Below are 18783 nucleotides of genomic sequence, written 5' to 3'. Positions count from 1 at the left end.
GATGGCCGTGCCCAAACGCCGCACCTCGCGCGCCAACACCCGCCACCGCCGCTCGCAGTGGAAAGCCACTGCGCCCCAGCTGATTCCGATCACGGTGAATGGTGTGGTGCGGTACATCCCGCCCCGGCTCGCGGCCGCGGTGCGCCGGGGCGTGATCGATCTGGACCGCCTGTGAGCGACCGCAGTCCCGCGAACGGGTAGTACAGCCCGCGTCGGGCCGGCCGGAGCCGAGCCTCAGCGAGGTGGAGTCGGGTATTTCCCGAGTCGGCCTCGCTGCGGCGATCGGCTGTTGTTCCGGTTCGTGACGGCCGGTTATAGCTGATTTGATGCGCCGGCAGGCCGCGGATTGGAACAGGCTTCGCGGTGGTCCTTATGGGGCCACCGCAGAAGCACGTGGCGGGCTCCCGGTCCCGGTCGCCCAGCAGTAGCCGGGTGGTGTCTGGCGAGGTGTCGATCAGTGCTCGTCGTAGTGGCCGTCGTGTGCCGCGTGCCGGTGTCCGTCATGGATGTAGTCGACGTGGTCGCCGTGCGGTACGGCGACGTGACCGCATCCTTCGCCGTGGACATGCTCGTGCCCGCCGGAATGCTCGGCGTGATCGGCCGGCTCGCATTCATCCACATGGTCGCCGTGAACTCGGTGAATATGCCCGTCATGGACGTAGTCGACGTGGTCGCCGTGCGGTACGGCGACGTGACCGCATCCCTCGCCGTGGACGTGCTCATGGCTCGAATGCGGGGTGTGGACACTGCTGGTCATTCTGCTGTACTCCCTCTCCGAGGTTTCGATACCATCCAATAATTCGTATCCTCGCATACATCAGCTATGTTGCCCATCGATTGCCCACGTGGGTGGCATGGTACTGCGTGGTGAGTAGATGAATGCGGTTTTCTCGCCCGCTACGCGCTCAGCGCGGCCGGGGAAAGGTTCCACTCGCCGCTGCCACTGATCTCGAGTCGGTGGTTGTGATGGCGATCCACCGTGCTGCGGTGTGCCACACTGACCAGCACTGTGTCGGGTGACTCGCTGCGCACCAGATGGTAGAGGGTGTATTCCAGGCCCTCGTCGACTGCGGAGGTGGCCTCGTCGAGGAAGGCGAGTTTGGGTCGTAGCAACAGAATTCGCGCGAAACCGATCCGCTGTTGTTCCCCTGGGGAGAGCGTGTCACCCCAGTTGTCGTCGTCATCGAGCCGATCGACCAGGTGGCCCAGGTTGACCTTGATCAGGGTTTCGCGCAGCGTCTGGTCGCTGATACTGCCCGGCGTGCCCGGATAGGAGATGGCGTCGCGCAAATTCCCGAGTGGCAGGTACGGGCGCTGGGACAGGAACAGGGTGTCGTTCCCCATCGGTCGTCGCACGGAACCTGTTGTGTAGGGCCATAATTCGCCGATGCTGCGGAGCAGGGTGGTCTTGCCGGCGCCGGATTTCCCCTTCACGACCAGTGCATCGCCGGGGTGGAGTCGCAGGGACAGATCGTTGATCAGTGGTGTCCCGTCCGGCTTGGTGACCGTCACATCGACAAGTTCCAGGCCCGCACTCGATGTGCTGGTGTCGATCGATGGGAGTGTCCTGGATTTCTCGTCGGCGTCGCGCAGCCCGTCGAGGCGGACCAGGGTGGCTCGCACGTAGGTGAACGCGTCGTAGGAGTTTTGTGGCATGGACACCGCGGCCTGCAAGCTGGTGAAGGCGCTGCCCGCCTGTTGCATGTTGCCGAGGGTGGTGATGCCCTCGAGTATTTGGGGGCCCATGATCAGTCCGACGAAGATACCGGTGACCTGGTTGGTGAGCTGGTTCCAGCCGTAGAACTTGATGAGGCGGTAGACGCGCTGCCAGGCGTTGTCGATGACGGCGTCGAAGCGATGGTCGAGCCCGGCGCGTTCTTCGCGTTCACCGTGATAGAACGCGACGTTCTCGGCGTTCTCGCGCAGGCGCACGAGGCCGAAGCGGTAGTCGGCGGTGCGGCGCTGGAACAGGAAGTTCAACCGGATCAGTGGGTGCCCGATCCAGAACGCGACAGCGGTGACGACCACGGTGAATATGAACACCGAGAACACCAATGCGCGGGGAAGGTGCCAGCCCAGGACGTTCAGCGGGAGTGAGAGTTTCCACAGGATCGGCGTGAACGACACCACGGTCAGGCCGCTGCCGATCACACCGCTGCCGCTGACCGCATACGGGCCGACGGTGCCGCCGAAGGCCAGGGCGAAGATGCCGTTGACGAAGTCCTGCGTGTCCTGCTGGATGCGTTGGTCGGCGTTGTCGATGGTGTTGTCGATGAACCGGTTTCGGTAGTACGCCTTGCCGGACAGCCAGTCGTCGAGGTAGCGCTGGTTCAGCCATTTCCACCAGTGGATCTGGAAGGCGTAGTTCAGCCAGTACGTGACCATCACCATGACCGTGAAAATGGTGGCCAGCACCGTGAACACGATCATGCTGTGCCAGAACAACGTCTTGGCGTGGGCCATATTCGATGCATCGTGGCCGGCCAGTGCCTGCACGCCGAGCTGCAGCGAGGAGTACATGTCGTTGTAGTAGTAGGTGAACAGCACCTGGATACGCACCGAGTACACCGCGAGCAGAACGACGATCCCCAGCAGGCCCCACCCGGCCCAGCTGTGACGGCCCGTGAAGTAGCCGCCGGTGATGCGCCAGAACATCCGCCCCCACCCGGTGAACTTGATCAACGCGGCCGCGATCATCAGGAAGATGGCCGCGGTGAGGGCGAACCCCTTCGCGATCCACCAGAGGCTGTGGAAGAGCTCGTGACCCCAGTCGAGTCCGGATGCGCCGATCATGCGCGGCAGCGTAACGGTCATTGCTGGGAATCGCGTGTCAACCGGTTTCCCGGCACCGTGACCCGCACCGTTGCGGGGTAGCGCGCACACCAGGGGGAGGCCGATTCGGCTGCGGCCGGACCTCGTGCCGCGCAGGCGGACTGGGCAGCCTGCGGCTGCGGGTTCTGTTCGGCTGGATAACCGGCCCGCGCCCTGCTACCTTGATGACAATGGTTTTCAGTTTCATGTTCTGATGAGGGATGCATGATGGTGGGTTCGGGTAAGAGCAACCGTGTGATGGCGGCCGCGTTGTGCGGGGTCGCGCTCGTCGCGACGGCGACGGCGTGCGGTACGTCCTCGACGTCATCCGGGCCGGGTAATTCCGGCGGGAAGCTCGAGGTGGTCGCGACGATCAATGCGTGGGGCAGCATCGCCGGACAGCTCGGTGGCGACAAGGTGCACCTGACGAGCATCATCACCAATCCCGACACCGACCCGCACGACTACGAGCCGTCCCCGGCCGACGCGCGGGCTGTGGCCGGGGCGAAGGTGTTCCTCGAGAACGGCATCGGTTACGACGCCTGGGCGGACAAGCTGCTGGCGGCCAACCCGGGCCAGAACCGCACCGAACTGAACATCGGCAAGCAGTTGGGTGTGCCCGACGACGGCAACCCGCACCAGTGATACTCGCCCGATTCGGTGACCAAGGTCGTCGACGCGATCACCGATGACTACAAGAAGGCCGACCCGGCCGACGCGGCATACTTCGAGGATCGGAAGAACACGTTCGAGAACACCACCCTCGCCAAGTACAAGGGCCTGATCTCCGATATCAAGACCAAGTACGCCGGCACCCCGGTCGGGGCGAGCGAGTCGATCGTCGCTCCGCTCGCCGAGGCGCTGGGGCTGAACCTGATCACGCCGCCGGAGTTCCTGAAGGCGATCAGCGAGGGCACCGATCCGTCGCCGGCGGACAAGGCGGCCATCGATCAGCAGATCGCCGCCAAGGCGCTGCGGGTATACGTGTTCAACAGCCAGAACAGCACCCCGGATGTGCAGGCGCAGGTGGACGCGGCGAAGAAGCAGGGTATCGCGGTCACCACCGTCACCGAGACCCTCGCCCCGGCCGGGGCGACGTTCCAGGATTGGCAGAGCAGCCAGTTGCAGTCGCTGGAAGATGCTCTGCACACCGCGACCGGCAAGTAGCCATGACCAGGTCACAGGCCAGGGCTGTGCCGGACGACATCGCGATCCCGCACGCTGCCTCCGTGGTCTCTATGAGGGGGGCCGCGGCGGTAGTGGGCGGCAAGCAGGTCTGGTCGCGCGTGTCTGTGGACGTGGAGCCGGGACAGTTCGTTGCCGTGCTCGGCCCGAACGGCGCCGGGAAATCCACGCTGCTGAAAGCGATCTTGGGTGTGACACCGGCGACCGGGGATATCGAGGTGCTCGGCGGGCCGCCGGGACGGAACAACGCCGGCATCGGCTATCTGCCTCAGCGCCGGGCCTTCGATACGGGTGTGCGCCTGCGCGGTGTCGACATCGTGCGGCTCGGCCTCGACGGCGCCCGCTGGGGCACGCCGCTGCCGTGGCTATCCAGACTCGTTGCACCCCAACGTGTCCGCGACGAACAACAGCGGTTGGGTGAGGTGATCGAGTTGGTCGGTGCGAGTGCCTACGCGCATCGGCCGATCGGGCAGTGTTCCGGTGGCGAGCAGCAACGCCTGCTCATCGCGCAAGCATTGATCCGCCGCCCGCGCCTGCTGCTGCTCGACGAACCACTCGACAGCCTGGATGTGCCCAGCCAGGCCGGTATCAGCGCACTGATCCGCGACATCTGCCACCGGGAGAACATCGCGGTCATGATGGTCGCGCACGATGTGAATCCGATTCTGCCGTACCTGGATCGGGTGGTGTATCTCGCGCGCGCGACCGCGGTCAGCGGCAGCCCGCAGGATGTGATCACCGCAGAGCAGCTCTCGGCTTTGTACGGCATCCGGATCGAAGTGCTGCGCGACAGCACCGGCCGGCTCGTCGTGGTCGGCCAGCCCGACGCGCCCGCCGGCCATGGCGTAACGGATCCGGCGGCGAGGCGCGGCGAATGAATCCGGCCGCAACCTGGAACCTGGCGCAGGACCTGCGCCAGATGCTGTCGTTCCCGTTCATGGTCAACGCCCTGCGGGCGGGCACGATCGTCGCGGTCGTGGCCGGCGCGGTGGGCTGGATGATGGTGCTGCGCCGCGAAAGCTTCGCCGGGCACACCCTCGCGGTGGTCGGGTTTCCCGGCGCGGCGGCGGCTACCTGGCTCGGACTGGCCGCCGGCTACGGCTATTTCGCGGCCTGCCTCGGCGCGGCCCTGGTCATCGCCGCACTGCCCGCGGCGGCCCGCTCCCGTGGTAGCGCCGAGCGGTCGGCGGTGATCGGCATCGTGCAGGCGTTCGCGCTGGCCGCGGGCATGTTGTTCGTCAGCCTCTACAAGGGGTTCCTGTCGGGGCTGACCAATCTGCTGTTCGGAACCATCGCCGGGGTCACCACCGGCCAGGTGACCATCCTGCTGGCCGCGGCCGTGCCCTGCCTGCTGCTGCTGTTCGTGCTCTGCCGCCCCCTGCTGTGGGCCTCGGTCGATCCGGGAACCGCTGCCGCGCAGGGTGTTCCGGTGCGGCTGGTGGGGCGTTGTTCATGGTGCTGCTGGGCGTCGCGGCGGTCGGTACGAGCCAGGTCACCGGCAGCCTGCTGGTGTTCGCGCTGCTCGTCGCCCCGGCCGCCGCGGCACACCAGCTGACCAGCCACCCCGGGCGGGGCATCGCGGTATCTGTGGTGATCGCCCTCGCCGTCACCTGGGTCGGGATGGGGTTCGCGTACTTCTCGCCGTACCCGATCGGATTCTGGGTCGCGAGTTTCGCGTTCGGGATCTATCTGCTCGCCGCTGCCGCTCGCGCAGTGCTGGACCGGGGAGCCCAGCGGCACGCCCGGCCCGCCCCCGCAGTCACAAGGGTGCCGGCATGACACCTCTGACGAGCATGTTCGCGCACCCGTTCATTACGCATGCGCTGACCGCCGGCACCGCCGTGGCGTTGCTGTGCGGGCTGGCCGGGTACTTCCTGGTGCAGCGCGGTGAGGTCTTCGCCGCGGACGCGCTCGGGCATGTCGCCTACACCGGCGCGATGGCAGCGCTGGCCGCCGGAATCAACCTGTACACAGGGCTTTTCATCGCCGCGGTGGCGGCCGGAATCGCACTCGGGCTCGGCGGGGCCCGCGGCGGCTCCGACGACGTGGCGATCGGCTCGTTCTTCTCCTGGACCCTCGGTCTGGGCGTGCTGTTCCTGACCTATTACACCACCCATCGCAGCGGCGGCAGCACCGGCAACGCGAACGTGAACGTGCTGTTCGGCAGCATCTTCGGCATCAACACCGACGATGCGGTCACCGCCGTGCTCGTCACGGCCGCGAGCATCGTTCTGCTGCTGGTCATCTCGCGACCACTGTTGTTCGCCACCATCGACCCCGCCGTCGCACGCGCGGCCGGTGTGCCCGTCCGGATGCTCGGCGCGGTATTCCTGGCGCTGATCGGTGCCGCGGTCGCCGAGGCCACCCCACTGGTGGGCGCCGTCGTCGTGCTCGGCTTGCTCGCCGCCCCGCCCGCTGCCGCTGCCCGGCTCACCAACCGGCCGTGGCGGGCGTTCTGGGGCTCGGCCGCGCTGGCGGTACTAGCGGTCTGGGCCGGTATCACCGCGTCCTACCTCGTTCCCGCCGCACCGGCCAGCTTCACGATCATGACCGTAGCCACCTGCGGTTACCTCGCCGCCGTACTACTGGACCGATTCCGCCGCCACCGAGCCCGAACCCACCGAACCCATGCCCTCACCGAACCGACAGCCAACTGACACCCGACCCGGGCAGCGCCGCCGCGTCACACCACAGCAGCGCGCCGTCCTCGAGGCGCTGGAGCGCAGCGACAAATTCCGCAGCGCCCAGCAGTTACACGCCGAGCTACTCGCCGGCACGGCTGTGCGCGCCGGACTGACCAGCGTGTACCGCATCCTGCACCAGCTCACCCATGAACAACTCGTGGAGACCCAGCGCGCCGAGGACGGCGAACTGCTCTACCGCCTGCGCCACACCACGATTCACCACCACAACCTTTTGTGCCGGATCTGCGGCCGCGCCGAACAATTCACCCTCGACACCCTGGAACTCCACACCCAACACATCGCACAACATCACCGGTACGCCGACGTCGATCACCACATCGACCTGTACGGAACATGCCCGGATTGCGCTGTCGGCCAACACGGTCAATCGCAAACATAACGCGCGCTCGCCGATTCCGCGGCGGTCGCCGGATTCGGCACCCCGGACCTGCCCGGCCGGGACCGACCCAGTCTTCACGCCGCTCGTCCAGCGGCGCCGCAGCGCACCGCTCGAGCGGGTACCATATTCTGCGGCAGCGGATCCGAGGCGTGCTCAACCTCGCACCTATCACCTAGCTGCCTTGGATTCTGTTGTAAGTCAACATCTTTCGACTCGCTCCAAGAGCGTGTCAGCCGGCCGCTCGCCCCGGCCGCGTTGTCGCCCGACGTGGGCAACCGCGCGACCGCTCTCCAGCCCGGAAGGCGGCCTGCTGCCGGGCGGCCGCCGCCACGCCTGCGCGGTTCCGCCCGGCACTTCCGCTACCGAGCCGCCAGTACGCCCGGACGCATCACGAACCCCGGGTCAACCTGTGCGACAAGGTCTTTCCCCGCCCATGCCTCGGCGTTGCGGACATGGAATTCGACGGCGTAACGCTGGTAGGTCGCCCAGTCCCGCTCGACAGAATCCAGAGCCGACCGCAGAGTGGCCAGCGCACCGCGGTTGTCCGGTTCCAGATCGGCGACCGGCCGGACCTCGCCGCGCTCGGCGGCACGCACATGGCCCGACCGCCCCACCCAGCACAGCAGATCCTCGCCCACCTGCTCGCGCAGGAACGCCAGATCATCCTCGTCGCACACCTTGTTGCCGATCACCACGATCCGGATACCGAAATCCCTGGCGTAGCCCAGGTATTGCCGGTAGACCCCGACGCTACGCAGCGTCGGCTCACACACCAGAGCGGTCAGATCGAAACGGGTGAACAATCCCGAAGCGAACGAATCGGCGCCAGCGGTCATATCGACCACCACGTACTCGCCCGGACCGTCGGCCATGTGATTGAGCAGCATCTCCGCGGCACCGACCTTGGAGTGATAGCAGGCCACCCCCAGATCCTCCTCGGCGAACGGCCCGGTCACCATCAGCCGGGCCCCACCGGCCTCCCGCACACAGGCGGCATAGATCGGGTTGTCGTCCACCACTCCCAGCAGCCGCGATCCGGTCCCCGGCGGCGTTGTCTTGATCATTGCCTCGGCCGAGGCAATCCGGGGATTGCTACCGCGCAGGTAGTCCTTGATCAACGGCAGATGCCCGGCGAGCGTCGGCAGGGTCACCGACTCCTCCTCGCTCATCCCAGAGCCGCCGCCAAGTGCTGGTTGATATCGGCATCGATCGCCAGGACCGGTGCGCCCTGCTCGACGAGATAGCCGATGAACAACGACGACAGCGTGGTTTTCCCACTCCCACCCTTGCCGACGAAGGCGATTTTCACCGCCGCACTCCTCTCCTACTAAAAACGACATTCATTTCCGAAACCTTCGACGACACTGTACCGAGGCATCGGGTGGGAGCTAGTGCCGACACACACTCGCATGCAGAACTGCAGCGGCATCACCACCCGGACCCCGAAGCCCCCAACCGCTGACACGGTCGAAAACTCAACCATCGTGGTGGCCATGGGCCGGGGCGACACCTGCCCCTACTTCCCGGGCGTGCCCTAACCGCGACTGGGCCGTCGAGGAGGCTGCCGGACACACCCTCGAGGTCGGGCGACCTATCCACAACCAGATCGAACACCGCAGCCGCGAATTGCCGACCGAGCCAGGCATCTCCTGAACCCGCCTGCTGGACCGTCAAGTCTGTTGTGCGACAACGAGTGTCCGGCATGGTCATGACCAGCCAAGATTCGAAACCCAACGAATTGCCGACAATGGTTCTGACCGACCATAGAACGGGCCGCGCGTCGAAGCGGCTGAACGCGACCCGAGAGTGGCACTGCCACAGATGAATTCGTCGACCGAGTGGACGCTACTGCCGACCGCAACGAGGACGGCCGATCCGTGGAACCCCCGGCGGCCGACACGGACCTCGATTGCCGTTCGGGTGTGTGCTCTCCCGAGCCTGATTTCCCGGTCGCAGGTTCTACGAGCGAAGATCGGTAGTCGGCGAACTGCGGGGGTGCGCCGACCTATTGCCGGAGCGATAGTCGGCGCACCGCCGGTGTGGTGGGGCGGGGACTCAGATGTTGAATCGGCCGGCGAATGCGCGTAGCGGCAGGTCGGCGCTGGTGATGATTCCGGGTCGGGCGGCGACGACGGATTTGATGGAGTTCAGGGCGGGCAGTCCGGTGACGGTCATGCCGATGGAGGCGAAGTTCTCCGGGTTCGACAGGTCGAATCCCTTGCGCGGGAAGATCATGTGTTTGCTGTAGATGTTCGGGTCGCCGGTCACCTGGGTGATGTAGCAGCCCTTGATCTCCCACGACGGGTCGGTGTGCGGGGTCATCTGCCATTCCAGATGGGTTTCCACCCGTGGGACGCCGTCGACCATGCCCTGGTATTTGATGTAGTTGGCGCCGAGCGAGCCTTTGGGCATGAAATACCAGCCCAGATCGACATCCTTTGTGCAGGCGCCTAGTTCGTAGCTGAACTTGACCTCGTCGAGTTCGAGGTCGAAGGCGTCGGCCATCAGGTAGACCGCGTCGGCGAACACCGCGGTGTACTTGTAGAGCGAGTCCGGGATCGTCGGATCATCGACCGGGCGGCCGTAACCGACGGCCTTCCAGGTGTCGACCGAGTGGTGGCAGGACACGTCGACCGATTCGGTGGTGGTGATGTTCTCGATCTCGGAGACGTCCGCGGTGTGCACGATTCCGAGGATCTGGTTCAAGCCGGGGTTCATCCCGGTGCCGTAGAAGGTCGAGTTCCCGCGCTCGCACGCGGCCTGGATCACCTCGCTGACCTTACGTCCGGAGGGGTGCGGGTGGTTCTTGTCGCGGTGGAATCCGGTGATCCAGTCGGCGGTGGTGACCACGTTGATCCCTGCTTCGAGGACCTTCTCGTAGAGGTCCTCGTCCGGGAAGACGCCGTGGAAGGTGAGTACGTCGGGGCGGGCCGCGATGATCTCCTCGATCGTGCCGGTGGCTTTCACGCCGACCGGGTCGATACCGACGATCTCTCCCGCGTCCCGCCCGATCTTGTCGGGCGAGTAGCAGTGCAGCCCAACCAGTTCCAGATCGCGATGATCGCGGATGCGGCTGATCATTTCGGTGCCGAGGTTGCCGGTGGCGACCTGGAAGACTCGGACCTTGCCGGAAGTGCTCATGGCGAAACGCCTTTCTGTCATGAGGGAGGGTGATGTCGTCTGTTGTGTGCCGGTCAGGTGCCGGTGACCGTCCGTGGCCGGGGTTCGACCGCGCCGCTGCCTGGTCGTGCCGCCGCGGCGGGCCCGCCGTCGGGGTAGAACTGCCTCGCCCATTCGCGCAGCGCGGTGAATCCCTGGAATTCCTTGCGTGACAACGCAGGTGGGTCCGAGTAACGCTGATGTGCCCAGATGTGGACGTCGGCGTCGAACTGGTCGATGACGAAATCGGCCATTGTCTTGCCGTATTTGGTGATCTCCGGGCTGTCGTCACCGGGTTTGCGGCCGATCCACACGGTGAACCGGACATCGGAGGTGAACTCGTCCACGGGTGTCACCGCGGGCATGGTGCGGTTGTCGACCATGCCCCAGCTCTTGGTGATCGAGCATCCCAATCCGGCGTTGATCGATTCGACGCCGCTGTTGATCTCGTCTTCGGCTATGCCCTCGTCGAACGCGATGGTGAAGTCGACATAGGACACCGGGCCGGAGAAGTCGTGCCGGGTGAATTCCGGGATGAACGGTGTCTTGTGCACGAACTTGAAGTGCGCGGCGTCGACGCCGTTCTCCATGACGTATTGCGGGTGCAGTTCCTGCCGCTCCCGGAACAGGGTCGCCGCGGGCACCGGCGGGTAATAGTCCGCGGCGGTCTTACCGTCGCCGAACGACTCGAAGATATCCGGGACGTCGAAATACGGTGCCCGCCCGTCGATGTCGTACCAGATCCACACCGCCTCGTTCCGCTCGACGACGGGGTAACTGCGGATGCGGCGGCCCTTGTTCGGGTGTTTCTCGTACGGGATGCATACGTTGCGGCCCTCGCGGTTCCATTCCCAGCCGTGGAACGCGCAGACGATGTTCTCGCCCTCGACGTGCCCGCCGTATCCCAGGTGCGCACCGAGGTGCTCGCAGTAGGCGTCGAATACCGCGACCTGGCCCGACGCCGAGCGCCAGGCGACCATTTCGCGGCCGAAATACTTCATCTTGTGCACGGCGCCGACGGCGATCTCGGCGCACCAGGCCACCTGGAACCAGCCGGTCGGCTCCATCGACAATGGCGGTTTCGCCATCTCGAACCTCCAGAACCTTCGAAGGGCACTACGGGAACTGCTCGGTGCCGGAATCCACCGCGGAAACCATTCTCGCCGAGCGACAACGATTAGCGTAGAACCCTCTATGAAATAAAACAAGAGGGCTCTATGAAAACTAGGATTCGCTGGTCGGGATCCGTACAATCAGCAGTTGTGACGGAAGTGGCAGTGGGTGGGCGGCGAGCGAACAAGCGGGGAATCGCCTCGCGGGAGAGCATGCTCGAGGCAGCGATCGCCTCGCTGGCCACGGGTGATCCCGGGGCGGTGTCGGGTAACCGGATCGCGCGCGATATCGGCGCGACATGGGGAGTGATCAAGTACCAGTTCGGCGACATCGACGGCCTGTGGGCTGCGGTGCTGCGATATACCGCCGACAAGCGCGGCGATCTGCCCGCGGGGGTCAAGCCCGACGGCACACTGCGCGAGCGGGTTTCCGCAATGATTCGTACCATGGCCGCGGGCCTGCGCAGGCCCGAATCTCTGGCGATCGAGACCCTGCGGGCGGCGCTGCCGCGTGACAACGCCGAACTCGAGCGCGACTTCCCGCTGACCGCCGCGGAGTTGTCGTCCTGGAAACCCAACTGGGACTCCGCTTGTGAACGAGCCTTCGCCGACCTCGGAGTGGACGCGCTCAAGATCCGGCAGGTGGCCGCGCTCATCCCCGCCGCGATGCGCGGCATCACCTCGGAACGGACACTGGGCACCTACGGCGACCTCGACGACGCGCTCGACGGCCTGATCGGCGCCCTCGTCGCGTACCTCGAGAGCTGACAGCACGCCGCGGCGCGCATCGTCCAACGGGTTTGCGCCACAGTCGTTTTCGGCGGGAGTAATGCTGCGGCCATCGTCGTTCCGGTCGTGTGCCGCTGCCGGACGCGCCTTGACGGCATGATTGAGCGACTTCACTTGCAGGACAACATATCTCGTAAGACCTCATATGTCGGTGCGGCGATCCGAGAGCATTCGCGGGCCGGGTGGACGACGATCGTGCAGCCGGTCGGGAACTCGCGCGTGGGGATCGATCGAGGGGTCACGGCCGGGGCCGGTCGATCGCATCGCGGATGGCTTGGATGGCGTTGTCGTGGAGTCGTTGTGCGATGCCGGTGTGCGGTGCGATGGCGTCGAAGCCGTGGAATGCGCCGTCGATGGAGGTGAAGGCGCTGATGGTTCCGGCAGCGGACAGGGCTTGGTGGTAGCTGCGGTTGTGGTCGTGGAACAGGTCACGGGTGCCCACGGCGATCCACGCGGGCGGCAGGTCGTGCAGGTCGGTGCGGCGTGCGGGGACGGCCTCGGCCGGGGTGGCGTCCGCGAGATAGCTGGTCCAGGCGTAGGAGTTGCCGCGTGGCCCCCACATTCGATGCCAGGAGTCCGTGTCGGGGAGGGGACGATTGTCGAGCATGGGATAGAGCAGCAGTTGCAGCGCCGGCCGGACGGGCCCGTGGTCTCGGCTGCGCAGGGCCAGGGCCGCGGCGAGTCCGCCGCCCGCGCTGGCTCCGGCGACGACAATTCGGGCGGGGTCGGTTCCGGGCTGTTCGGCGATCCAATCCAATGCGCGGTGGCAGTCGTCGAGGGCTGCGGGGTACGGGTGTTCGGGGGCGAGGCGGTACTCGACGGACACCACCTGTGCGCCGGTGCGGGCGGCGATGCGGTGGCACCAGCGGTCGTCCTGGGCGGCGGTGCCGAAGATGTAGCCGCCGCCGTGGATCCACATCACCGCCGCGCCAGTGCGGGGAACAGTTGCCGGTGGGCCGAACACCCGGACCGACAGACCGTCTCCGAGGTCGATGACCGTTGCGGCCGGGTGGCCGGGCACGCGGGCGGTCAGGTGGCGAACCACCGACAGTGTGCGGGGGCCGGCGACGGTTTCGCGGGGCAGCACGATCGCGTATGGCCGCAGATCGGGGTGATACTCCCGGTACTGCCCGTATCGCGTGAACAGCTCTGTTCCCGGCAGCCGGGCGGCGAGTGCGTGAACCGGTGGGGTCATGCCGGGGTCACGGTGAGGTCGAGTGCGGCGAGCCGGCGCACGATGAGGCTGGGAACGTAGTTCAACTGTGCGTTGTCGGCGATCTGGATGTCGCTGGTGGTGTGCACGAGAGTGTGGAGGGCCTGGACGGTTTCCTTGCGGGCCAGGTGGGCGCCGAGGCAGAAGTGGATGCCGCGTCCGAAGCTGTGGTGGAGTTTGGGTTGGGCGCGGTCGAGGTCGACGCGGTCCGGGTGGTCGAAGATGCGGGGGTCGCGGTTGGAGGCTCCCCACATCAGCATCAGCCGGGCGCCTTCCTCGATGCGTACCCCGGCCAGCCGGGTCGGTCTGGTCGTGACGCGGAAATGGCCGCGGAACGGGCTTTCCACGCGCACGGCCTCTTCCACCAGCGCGCCGATCCGATCAGGGTCAGCGCGCACCCGCTGCTGCAGATCCTCGTCCTGAGCGAGCAGTCGCGCCGCGGTGCCGAGCAGGCTGGTGGTCGATTCGGCGCCCGCGGTCACCAGTTGCACCAGCAGGATCGCGCCCTGGTCTCGGGTCAGGGTGCCCGATGCGACGGCCGTGGCGATCGTGCCCAGAACCCCGGGCGCGTCATCGCCGGACGCACTGTCGAGCCGTTCGCCCAGATACTGCGTGAACTCCAGCACCGACAGGGCTGCCTGCCCGACGCGCTCGGGAGTGGCGACGCCGGACACGAGCTCGATCGCCGCGTCCGACCACGCCGCGAGCTGCTGGTTGTCCTCGGCCGGCAATCCGATCAGCTGCCCGATCACCCGCACCGGCACGCGGTGCGCGACGATCCGCATCCAGTCACCCGCACCGGCTGTGACCAGCTCGGCGACCGCGGGAGCGACGGCCTGGTCGATCAGTGCGGTCAGGTCCGCGACCGCGCGGGGGCTGAACCGCGACATCACCAGCGCTCGATGTGCGGTGTGCACCGGCGGATCCGAGGTCGCCAGCACATCCACTCCACCGGACTGGGCCACCGACACCGTCGCCGATCCCTCCGACGCCGCGTTCAGGACCGCGACCAGATTGCTCGAGTAGGCCTGCGGATCGGCCAGAACCGTACGGATCGCCTCGAACCCCAGCACCACGTACAGCTGCTGATCGGGAAGAAAATGCACGTCACCGGCCGCACGTAACTCGTCCAGAACCGGATAGGGGTCTTCGAGGACGGCTGGGGAGAACAGGTCGCTGATGGTCACGATCGTAACTGCCTTTCACACGTTGTATAACACGTTATACCAGTGGAACTTGTTGTGATACCTCTACCTCGCGATCGGCGATCCGGGCACGTGCGCCCCGACTCGGGTGAGCGGTGCGGGCCCGAAGGCCCTATCGGCCTGGTCATCTCGTTGCGGTGAATCCGATCGCGCCATCCGCGAGGCGGGACACCGCGCGTTATATAACGTGTTATACACCGTGTTCTCGGGCTGCGGTACCCTCGATCGGTGATCGATGACGCGTTCGAGCTGCTGCGCGAGTCCCGTGATTCTCTGCGAGTGGTACGCGAATTCGGCCCGGCCGAACGCGAGCGCCGCGCCGAGATCGCCGCGGTCGCCCGCGCGATGGCCTCCCGCAACGGCTACAAGGGAGTGACCATCCGAGCGGTCGCCGCCGAAGCCGGAACAACACCGGTGACCGTCTACCGCTACTTCGGTTCCAAGGACGGACTGGTCCAGCACCTCATGTCCGAATGGGCCCTGGACACTCTCGCCCGCCTCGAACACCGCACCAGCGACCCCGCCACCGACACTGCCGAGCGAGTGGCGGCAGCGTTCGCCGAGTTCATCACCTGGGCCGACGAGGACCGCAACCTGCTACAGGCGGGCATGAGTTCGGTGCACTCCGGTGACGGACCCGGCATCAGAGTGTGGCGGCCTCTGTTCACCGAACTCGTCCGTGCCGCGATCGGCGATCCCGACTGGACCGACGATCACGACCAAGCCTTGGTCCTCGGCCATGTCCTGACCACATGCCTGCTCGACCTGACCACCAACCCGGCCGCCATCGCCGACATTCGCCACACCATCACTCGCGCAGCACATCTCATATTCGCCGGCCGGCCCTGAACCGCCGTGCTCGCCATGAACCAATTCGGCCGAGCGCCGTATGCATCGGTGCCGGCAGAGCCGCGACGCCTCGCCAACATCGCGCGGTTCGTGTTCCTGAATCCCGACGCAGCCAAGACGTTCTTCGTCGACTACGGCCAGATCACTGGTTTTCTCGACACCGCAGTGCTGCAAGACTTTCCGTGAACAGGTTCCCGGGCTTGCCGAACGCTACCAACGGCGAACGACCCGACCGACCGGCCAGGTGCGGCGATCGTGAAAGAACTGGCCGGTCGGGGCGGCGGTCCGCGTGCCGGCCGCATTGCCGGTTCGACTGTCCCGTCACACCGCGGTGCGGGTACTGCCGGCGATCTCGCTGCCACCCGGCCCGCCCCTCGGGTCGATGGTGCCCTGGGACTTGTTGACGTGGCGAAGCTCGGTCTCGAAGTCCTCGAGGAGTTCGTCGATGTCGTCCAAGCCCTGTCCCATGCCCGGAATCTACCCGGAAAGTTCCGTGGTGTTTGAACGCTGTTCGGGCTGGGAATCTCTGAACCCGACGGCGTCGTCGCTGTTCAGAGCGCTGAGCGCCCCCGGCGGGACACGCAAAACATGGGCAACCGGAAATCGCCTGGTCATCGTGGGTGCGTATTCGATTTGACGCTTCGGCGGATGTGACATGTTGTTGTAACTCTCGAGGGCTGCCCGAGTTACCGAACCCGCGCAGATCGCTCGAACGGCTGTGTGGCGTGCTCGCGGGCAACCGACAAGATCAACCGATCCCACCGCGGTCCTCGACAACGCCTGATGACCGATCCGACACGCAGGAGGCCTGCACCGAGGCTCCGGATTCGCCGCCGAATCCCGTTGAACCGGTGACAATGACCGTGTCTCCGGCCATGATGGTCACCTCGTTGCGGCAGGACGCTCGAGAGGTGATTGACATAGTGTCACAACGGTTTCGGGCTGGTTGAAATCGTTGCCTCTTGATGGGTTGCCATCGATCTGCGGGACGGGCTTTGATCGGCCGGGGGAATAGCTGGCGGTCACAACAACGTCACGGGTTGGCGCCGACGGACAGGAATTGCCATGCGCGCGTTGCGGCTTGGAGATTGAATCGGATATTCGCATCATGTAGGTCGAAGCCGGTGAGTTCGCGGATGCGGCCGAGGCGATAGCGCAGGGTGCTGCGGTGGATGTGTAGTACGGCGGCGGAATCGTTGTAGTTGCCGCCGCATTCGAGATACTGGGCCAGGGTGTACACGAGGTCCGAATGCCGGGTGGTGTCGTACTCCAGAAGGGCACCGAGCCATTCGCGTATGTAGTGATCGACCTGATCGTCGGCGTGTGCCGCGTCGAGCAGACGGTAGAAGCCGAGTTCTTCGAATGTCGTCGCGCCGTCAGGTATTCGGGACTGTAGCCGGATGTGGATGGCACAGTGGGCATCGGCGAACGCGCGTACGAAATCACTGGGCTGTTCGCACCGGGCGCTGATTCCGATGGTTATCGGCGTGGTGTCGAGGCGTTCGTGGATTGCGTGGTGGAAGGCGCCTGGATCGGGTCTGCGGTCGGTGATCAGCACGACCGTGCCGCCGTGGCGGCCCTGGATGTATTGCAGGCTCAGGGCCGACGCGGCGCGGCTCGCGGCGTCTGCGATCGAATCGTCGGCGCGGCCTGCGCTGTGCACCGCGACGACATAATGCGTTCCGTGCAGGTCGTGTCCCAACGCTTCGGCGCGGGCGTAGGCGCTGTCGTTGTCGGTGCCGGAGGCGAGATCGTCGACGAGTTCGCGATGTAGCCGCAGTTCGATCTCGGCGAGAGTGCGTTGATGTGCGAGTTCGAGGGCGAGCATGGTGCTGGCGTAGACCAGTGCGAACAGCTGGGCCTCGACAACTCGATGGTCCGGGTCGATCAGCGCGACCGTGCCGAGGATATCGCTGTGCGGTTTCACCAGCATGATCATCCGATCGTGGAGTCGCAGCGGCGCATTGTGGGTCGCCAGACGGTGCAGTAGTTGATCACGCTGCTCGGGTGCGGCTTTGGGATAGGGTTCCGGTCGGTCGGGTCCGGACCAGGCGCGCAGATTGCCGAAGGGATCCTCGACCGCGACGGGCAAATCGGTGAGCTGGGCGAGGGCGTCGGCGATCCCTTGCTCGCCCTGTCCGTACGCGGCGGCGCCGGCGAGCACCTCGTGCACCCGGGTCTGCTGTTCGAGGCGTCGCACCGTGGCGGCCAGGTGCTCGTTGATCTCGGTGAGTTCGGTCGCGTGGGCGCGAGCACGTTCATGCGTGGTCGCGTTGGCCAGTGCTGAACCGGTGAGCTGCGCCAGCACTTTCAGCAGGAATATCTCGTCCGGCCGTGGCTCGCGGTTGGAGCCGACAATGAGTGAGCCGACCGCTCCGGACGTGCTTCGCAGGGCGAATGCCCACACCCATTTCTCACCGTCCAGGCTCACACTGCCCTCGCCCGCCTGCGCGCTGACCTGCGCGTCCAGGCCGGGGTGTGCAGGTCGAGTCTGTGGGGACCGGGTGAATTCGTCGTCCACCCGGCGATAGCTCGCGAGCGTGCGACACGAGCCGAGGGCCGGGACAGCCGTACGGGCCATTCGAAGTATTTCCGCTTCGTCGTGCTCGCTCGACAGCGCCGCCGACAGTGCGCACAACCCGTGCAGCGACGCCAGGTGGGCGCGTGCCGAGCCGTCGACGATTGGATAACTCAGCAGTTGCTGATTCATGGCGGGTCTGGCCCATCGTAGGTTTCGGTCGAACCTGATACTGCGGCAGCCTCGGCCGCGCCCACCCGGAGAATTTCGGCCGATCCACTCGCCGCCACACGCATCGATTCGCTTCGAGTGACAGACATCCAGGTGCCGGCTGATTCTGTGGACGTTGGTCATGACGGTACACCGACAGATCCGGCGTTTGCGGCCGGTGCCGAATATGCATCGTTGCTGCATCAAAGCAGCAGATGAAATATCTCGAACACCACCGACCATTCGGCAGTTCCCGGATTCTTGACCTTGGGTGCGATCGCCACGAGCGTCTGTGCGAGCGCCACGCTGAGGCCGCCCGCGATCAGCGGCAGTCGGTGCTCGGTGCCCTCGGAGACGGCGAGGTCGAGCGGCGGTCGTGCGGCGAGCTGGTCGAGCAGCGGTTGCAGCTCGATATCCTCATCCAGCTTCTCGAACCGATGGATGCTCTGCTGCAGTCCCGCGGTGATCGGAAGGTCCCACGGTTCGATCACATCGCGCGAGTTCGCCTTCGCCGACGCCTTGGCAACGACGAACAGGTCGTAGATCTTGTCGTCGATGAACTCGGTGTAGCGCTCGAGATCGTTGCGGTGCACCTGCAGCCCGGCCGCGGCACGAAAGAAACGCTGAAACTTGACAACGCCCATTACC

20 protein-coding genes and 2 pseudogenes are annotated in these 18783 nt (G+C 65.8%); 11 read left to right on the top strand and 11 right to left on the bottom strand.

The window, feature by feature from the left end; translation table 11 throughout:
- Position 1 precedes the first annotated feature (1 nt).
- On the top strand, positions 2-175 hold the full coding sequence (rpmF, locus tag AC5WS7_RS21595; protein ID WP_495956343.1) for a 50S ribosomal protein L32: 174 nt from the start codon (positions 2-4) through the stop codon (positions 173-175).
- A gap of 279 nt (positions 176-454) precedes the next feature.
- On the opposite strand, the gene AC5WS7_RS21590 is transcribed toward rpmF, so the two are convergent.
- Both AC5WS7_RS21590 and AC5WS7_RS21585 read right to left on the bottom strand, forming a co-directional pair.
- Positions 455-757, bottom strand: coding sequence for a hypothetical protein (locus AC5WS7_RS21590; protein ID WP_495956342.1), 303 nt, complete (start codon positions 755-757; stop codon positions 455-457).
- Positions 758-897: 140 nt separating this feature from the next.
- Complete coding sequence (locus AC5WS7_RS21585; protein ID WP_495956341.1) at positions 898-2793, bottom strand: ABC transporter ATP-binding protein/permease; 1896 nt, start codon at positions 2791-2793, stop codon at positions 898-900.
- Between the two features lie 243 nt (positions 2794-3036).
- Here AC5WS7_RS21585 and AC5WS7_RS21580 point away from each other — a divergent pair.
- The 6 genes and pseudogenes from AC5WS7_RS21580 to AC5WS7_RS21555 all read left to right on the top strand — a co-directional run bounded on the left by AC5WS7_RS21580 (position 3037) and on the right by AC5WS7_RS21555 (position 7080).
- A pseudogene (locus tag AC5WS7_RS21580) lies at positions 3037-3978 on the top strand (metal ABC transporter solute-binding protein, Zn/Mn family).
- Positions 3918-4874 carry a metal ABC transporter ATP-binding protein gene (locus AC5WS7_RS21575; RefSeq protein ID WP_495956340.1) on the top strand — a complete coding sequence of 319 codons (957 nt, stop codon included), beginning with the start codon at positions 3918-3920 and terminating at the stop codon, positions 4872-4874. The pseudogene AC5WS7_RS21580 and the gene AC5WS7_RS21575 overlap by 61 nt, the downstream one beginning before the upstream one ends.
- Positions 4871-5551, top strand: a complete 681-nt coding sequence (locus tag AC5WS7_RS21570) for a metal ABC transporter permease (RefSeq protein ID WP_495956339.1) — start codon at positions 4871-4873, stop codon at positions 5549-5551. The genes AC5WS7_RS21575 and AC5WS7_RS21570 overlap by 4 nt, the downstream gene beginning before the upstream one ends.
- Complete coding sequence (locus AC5WS7_RS21565) at positions 5449-5775, top strand: metal ABC transporter permease (RefSeq protein ID WP_495956338.1); 327 nt, start codon at positions 5449-5451, stop codon at positions 5773-5775. Before AC5WS7_RS21570 ends, AC5WS7_RS21565 begins: the two co-directional genes overlap by 103 nt.
- Positions 5772-6653 (top strand): metal ABC transporter permease, encoded by an 882-nt coding sequence (locus AC5WS7_RS21560; protein WP_495956337.1) that lies wholly within the window; start codon positions 5772-5774, stop codon positions 6651-6653. Before AC5WS7_RS21565 ends, AC5WS7_RS21560 begins: the two co-directional genes overlap by 4 nt.
- Positions 6625-7080: a Fur family transcriptional regulator gene (locus tag AC5WS7_RS21555; RefSeq protein WP_495956336.1), complete on the top strand. Its 456-nt coding sequence runs from the start codon at positions 6625-6627 to the stop codon at positions 7078-7080. The genes AC5WS7_RS21560 and AC5WS7_RS21555 overlap by 29 nt, the downstream gene beginning before the upstream one ends.
- 359 nt (positions 7081-7439) lie before the next feature.
- Here the strand turns inward: AC5WS7_RS21555 and AC5WS7_RS21550 are convergent, their stop codons facing one another.
- The 4 genes from AC5WS7_RS21550 to AC5WS7_RS21535 form a co-directional block, all read right to left on the bottom strand.
- Entirely contained in the window at positions 7440-8231 is a 792-nt protein-coding gene (locus AC5WS7_RS21550; protein WP_495956335.1) for an ATP-binding protein, read from the bottom strand.
- Positions 8232-8245: 14 nt separating this feature from the next.
- Positions 8246-8389 (bottom strand): nucleotide-binding protein, encoded by a 144-nt coding sequence (locus AC5WS7_RS21545; protein ID WP_495956334.1) that lies wholly within the window; start codon positions 8387-8389, stop codon positions 8246-8248.
- Positions 8390-9135: 746 nt separating this feature from the next.
- Positions 9136-10221, bottom strand: coding sequence for an NAD(P)H-dependent amine dehydrogenase family protein (locus AC5WS7_RS21540; protein WP_495956333.1), 1086 nt, complete (start codon positions 10219-10221; stop codon positions 9136-9138).
- 53 nt (positions 10222-10274) lie between these two features.
- Entirely contained in the window at positions 10275-11327 is a 1053-nt protein-coding gene (locus AC5WS7_RS21535; protein ID WP_495956332.1) for a Rieske 2Fe-2S domain-containing protein, read from the bottom strand.
- Positions 11328-11510: 183 nt separating this feature from the next.
- Between AC5WS7_RS21535 and AC5WS7_RS21530 the strand changes: the two genes are divergently transcribed.
- Positions 11511-12119, top strand: coding sequence for a TetR/AcrR family transcriptional regulator (locus AC5WS7_RS21530; RefSeq protein WP_495956454.1), 609 nt, complete (start codon positions 11511-11513; stop codon positions 12117-12119).
- Between the two features lie 259 nt (positions 12120-12378).
- Here AC5WS7_RS21530 and AC5WS7_RS21525 read toward each other — a convergent pair whose 3' ends face one another.
- Together AC5WS7_RS21525 and AC5WS7_RS21520 are read right to left on the bottom strand one after the other, a co-directional pair.
- Positions 12379-13335, bottom strand: coding sequence for an alpha/beta hydrolase (locus AC5WS7_RS21525; protein WP_495956331.1), 957 nt, complete (start codon positions 13333-13335; stop codon positions 12379-12381).
- On the bottom strand, positions 13332-14540 hold the full coding sequence (locus tag AC5WS7_RS21520; RefSeq protein WP_495956330.1) for a cytochrome P450: 1209 nt from the start codon (positions 14538-14540) through the stop codon (positions 13332-13334). The genes AC5WS7_RS21525 and AC5WS7_RS21520 overlap by 4 nt, the downstream gene beginning before the upstream one ends.
- A gap of 246 nt (positions 14541-14786) precedes the next feature.
- Here AC5WS7_RS21520 and AC5WS7_RS21515 point away from each other — a divergent pair, with 246 nt between their 5' ends.
- The 3 genes and pseudogenes from AC5WS7_RS21515 to AC5WS7_RS21505 form a co-directional block, all read left to right on the top strand.
- On the top strand, positions 14787-15407 hold the full coding sequence (locus tag AC5WS7_RS21515; protein WP_495956329.1) for a TetR/AcrR family transcriptional regulator: 621 nt from the start codon (positions 14787-14789) through the stop codon (positions 15405-15407).
- 6 nt (positions 15408-15413) lie between these two features.
- Complete coding sequence (locus tag AC5WS7_RS21510) at positions 15414-15593, top strand: hypothetical protein (protein ID WP_495956328.1); 180 nt, start codon at positions 15414-15416, stop codon at positions 15591-15593.
- Positions 15547-15774: pseudogene (locus tag AC5WS7_RS21505) on the top strand (ISL3 family transposase); the annotation flags it as partial. The gene AC5WS7_RS21510 and the pseudogene AC5WS7_RS21505, both read left to right, overlap by 47 nt.
- On the opposite strand, the gene AC5WS7_RS21500 reads toward AC5WS7_RS21505, so the two are convergent.
- The 3 genes from AC5WS7_RS21500 to AC5WS7_RS21490 all read right to left on the bottom strand — a co-directional run bounded on the left by AC5WS7_RS21500 (position 15729) and on the right by AC5WS7_RS21490 (position 18779).
- Positions 15729-15875 (bottom strand): hypothetical protein, encoded by a 147-nt coding sequence (locus tag AC5WS7_RS21500; protein WP_495956327.1) that lies wholly within the window; start codon positions 15873-15875, stop codon positions 15729-15731. The pseudogene AC5WS7_RS21505 and the gene AC5WS7_RS21500 sit on opposite strands and share 46 nt — an antisense overlap.
- 565 nt (positions 15876-16440) lie before the next feature.
- On the bottom strand, positions 16441-18117 hold the full coding sequence (locus tag AC5WS7_RS21495; RefSeq protein WP_495956326.1) for a PucR family transcriptional regulator: 1677 nt from the start codon (positions 18115-18117) through the stop codon (positions 16441-16443).
- A gap of 221 nt (positions 18118-18338) precedes the next feature.
- Positions 18339-18779 (bottom strand): DUF1931 family protein, encoded by a 441-nt coding sequence (locus AC5WS7_RS21490; protein WP_495956453.1) that lies wholly within the window; start codon positions 18777-18779, stop codon positions 18339-18341.
- Positions 18780-18783: the final 4 nt, after the last annotated feature.

It is taken from the genome of Nocardia sp. PLKS1-43 (genome assembly GCF_059510335.1).
This window is presented reverse-complemented; position numbering and strand designations above follow the sequence as displayed.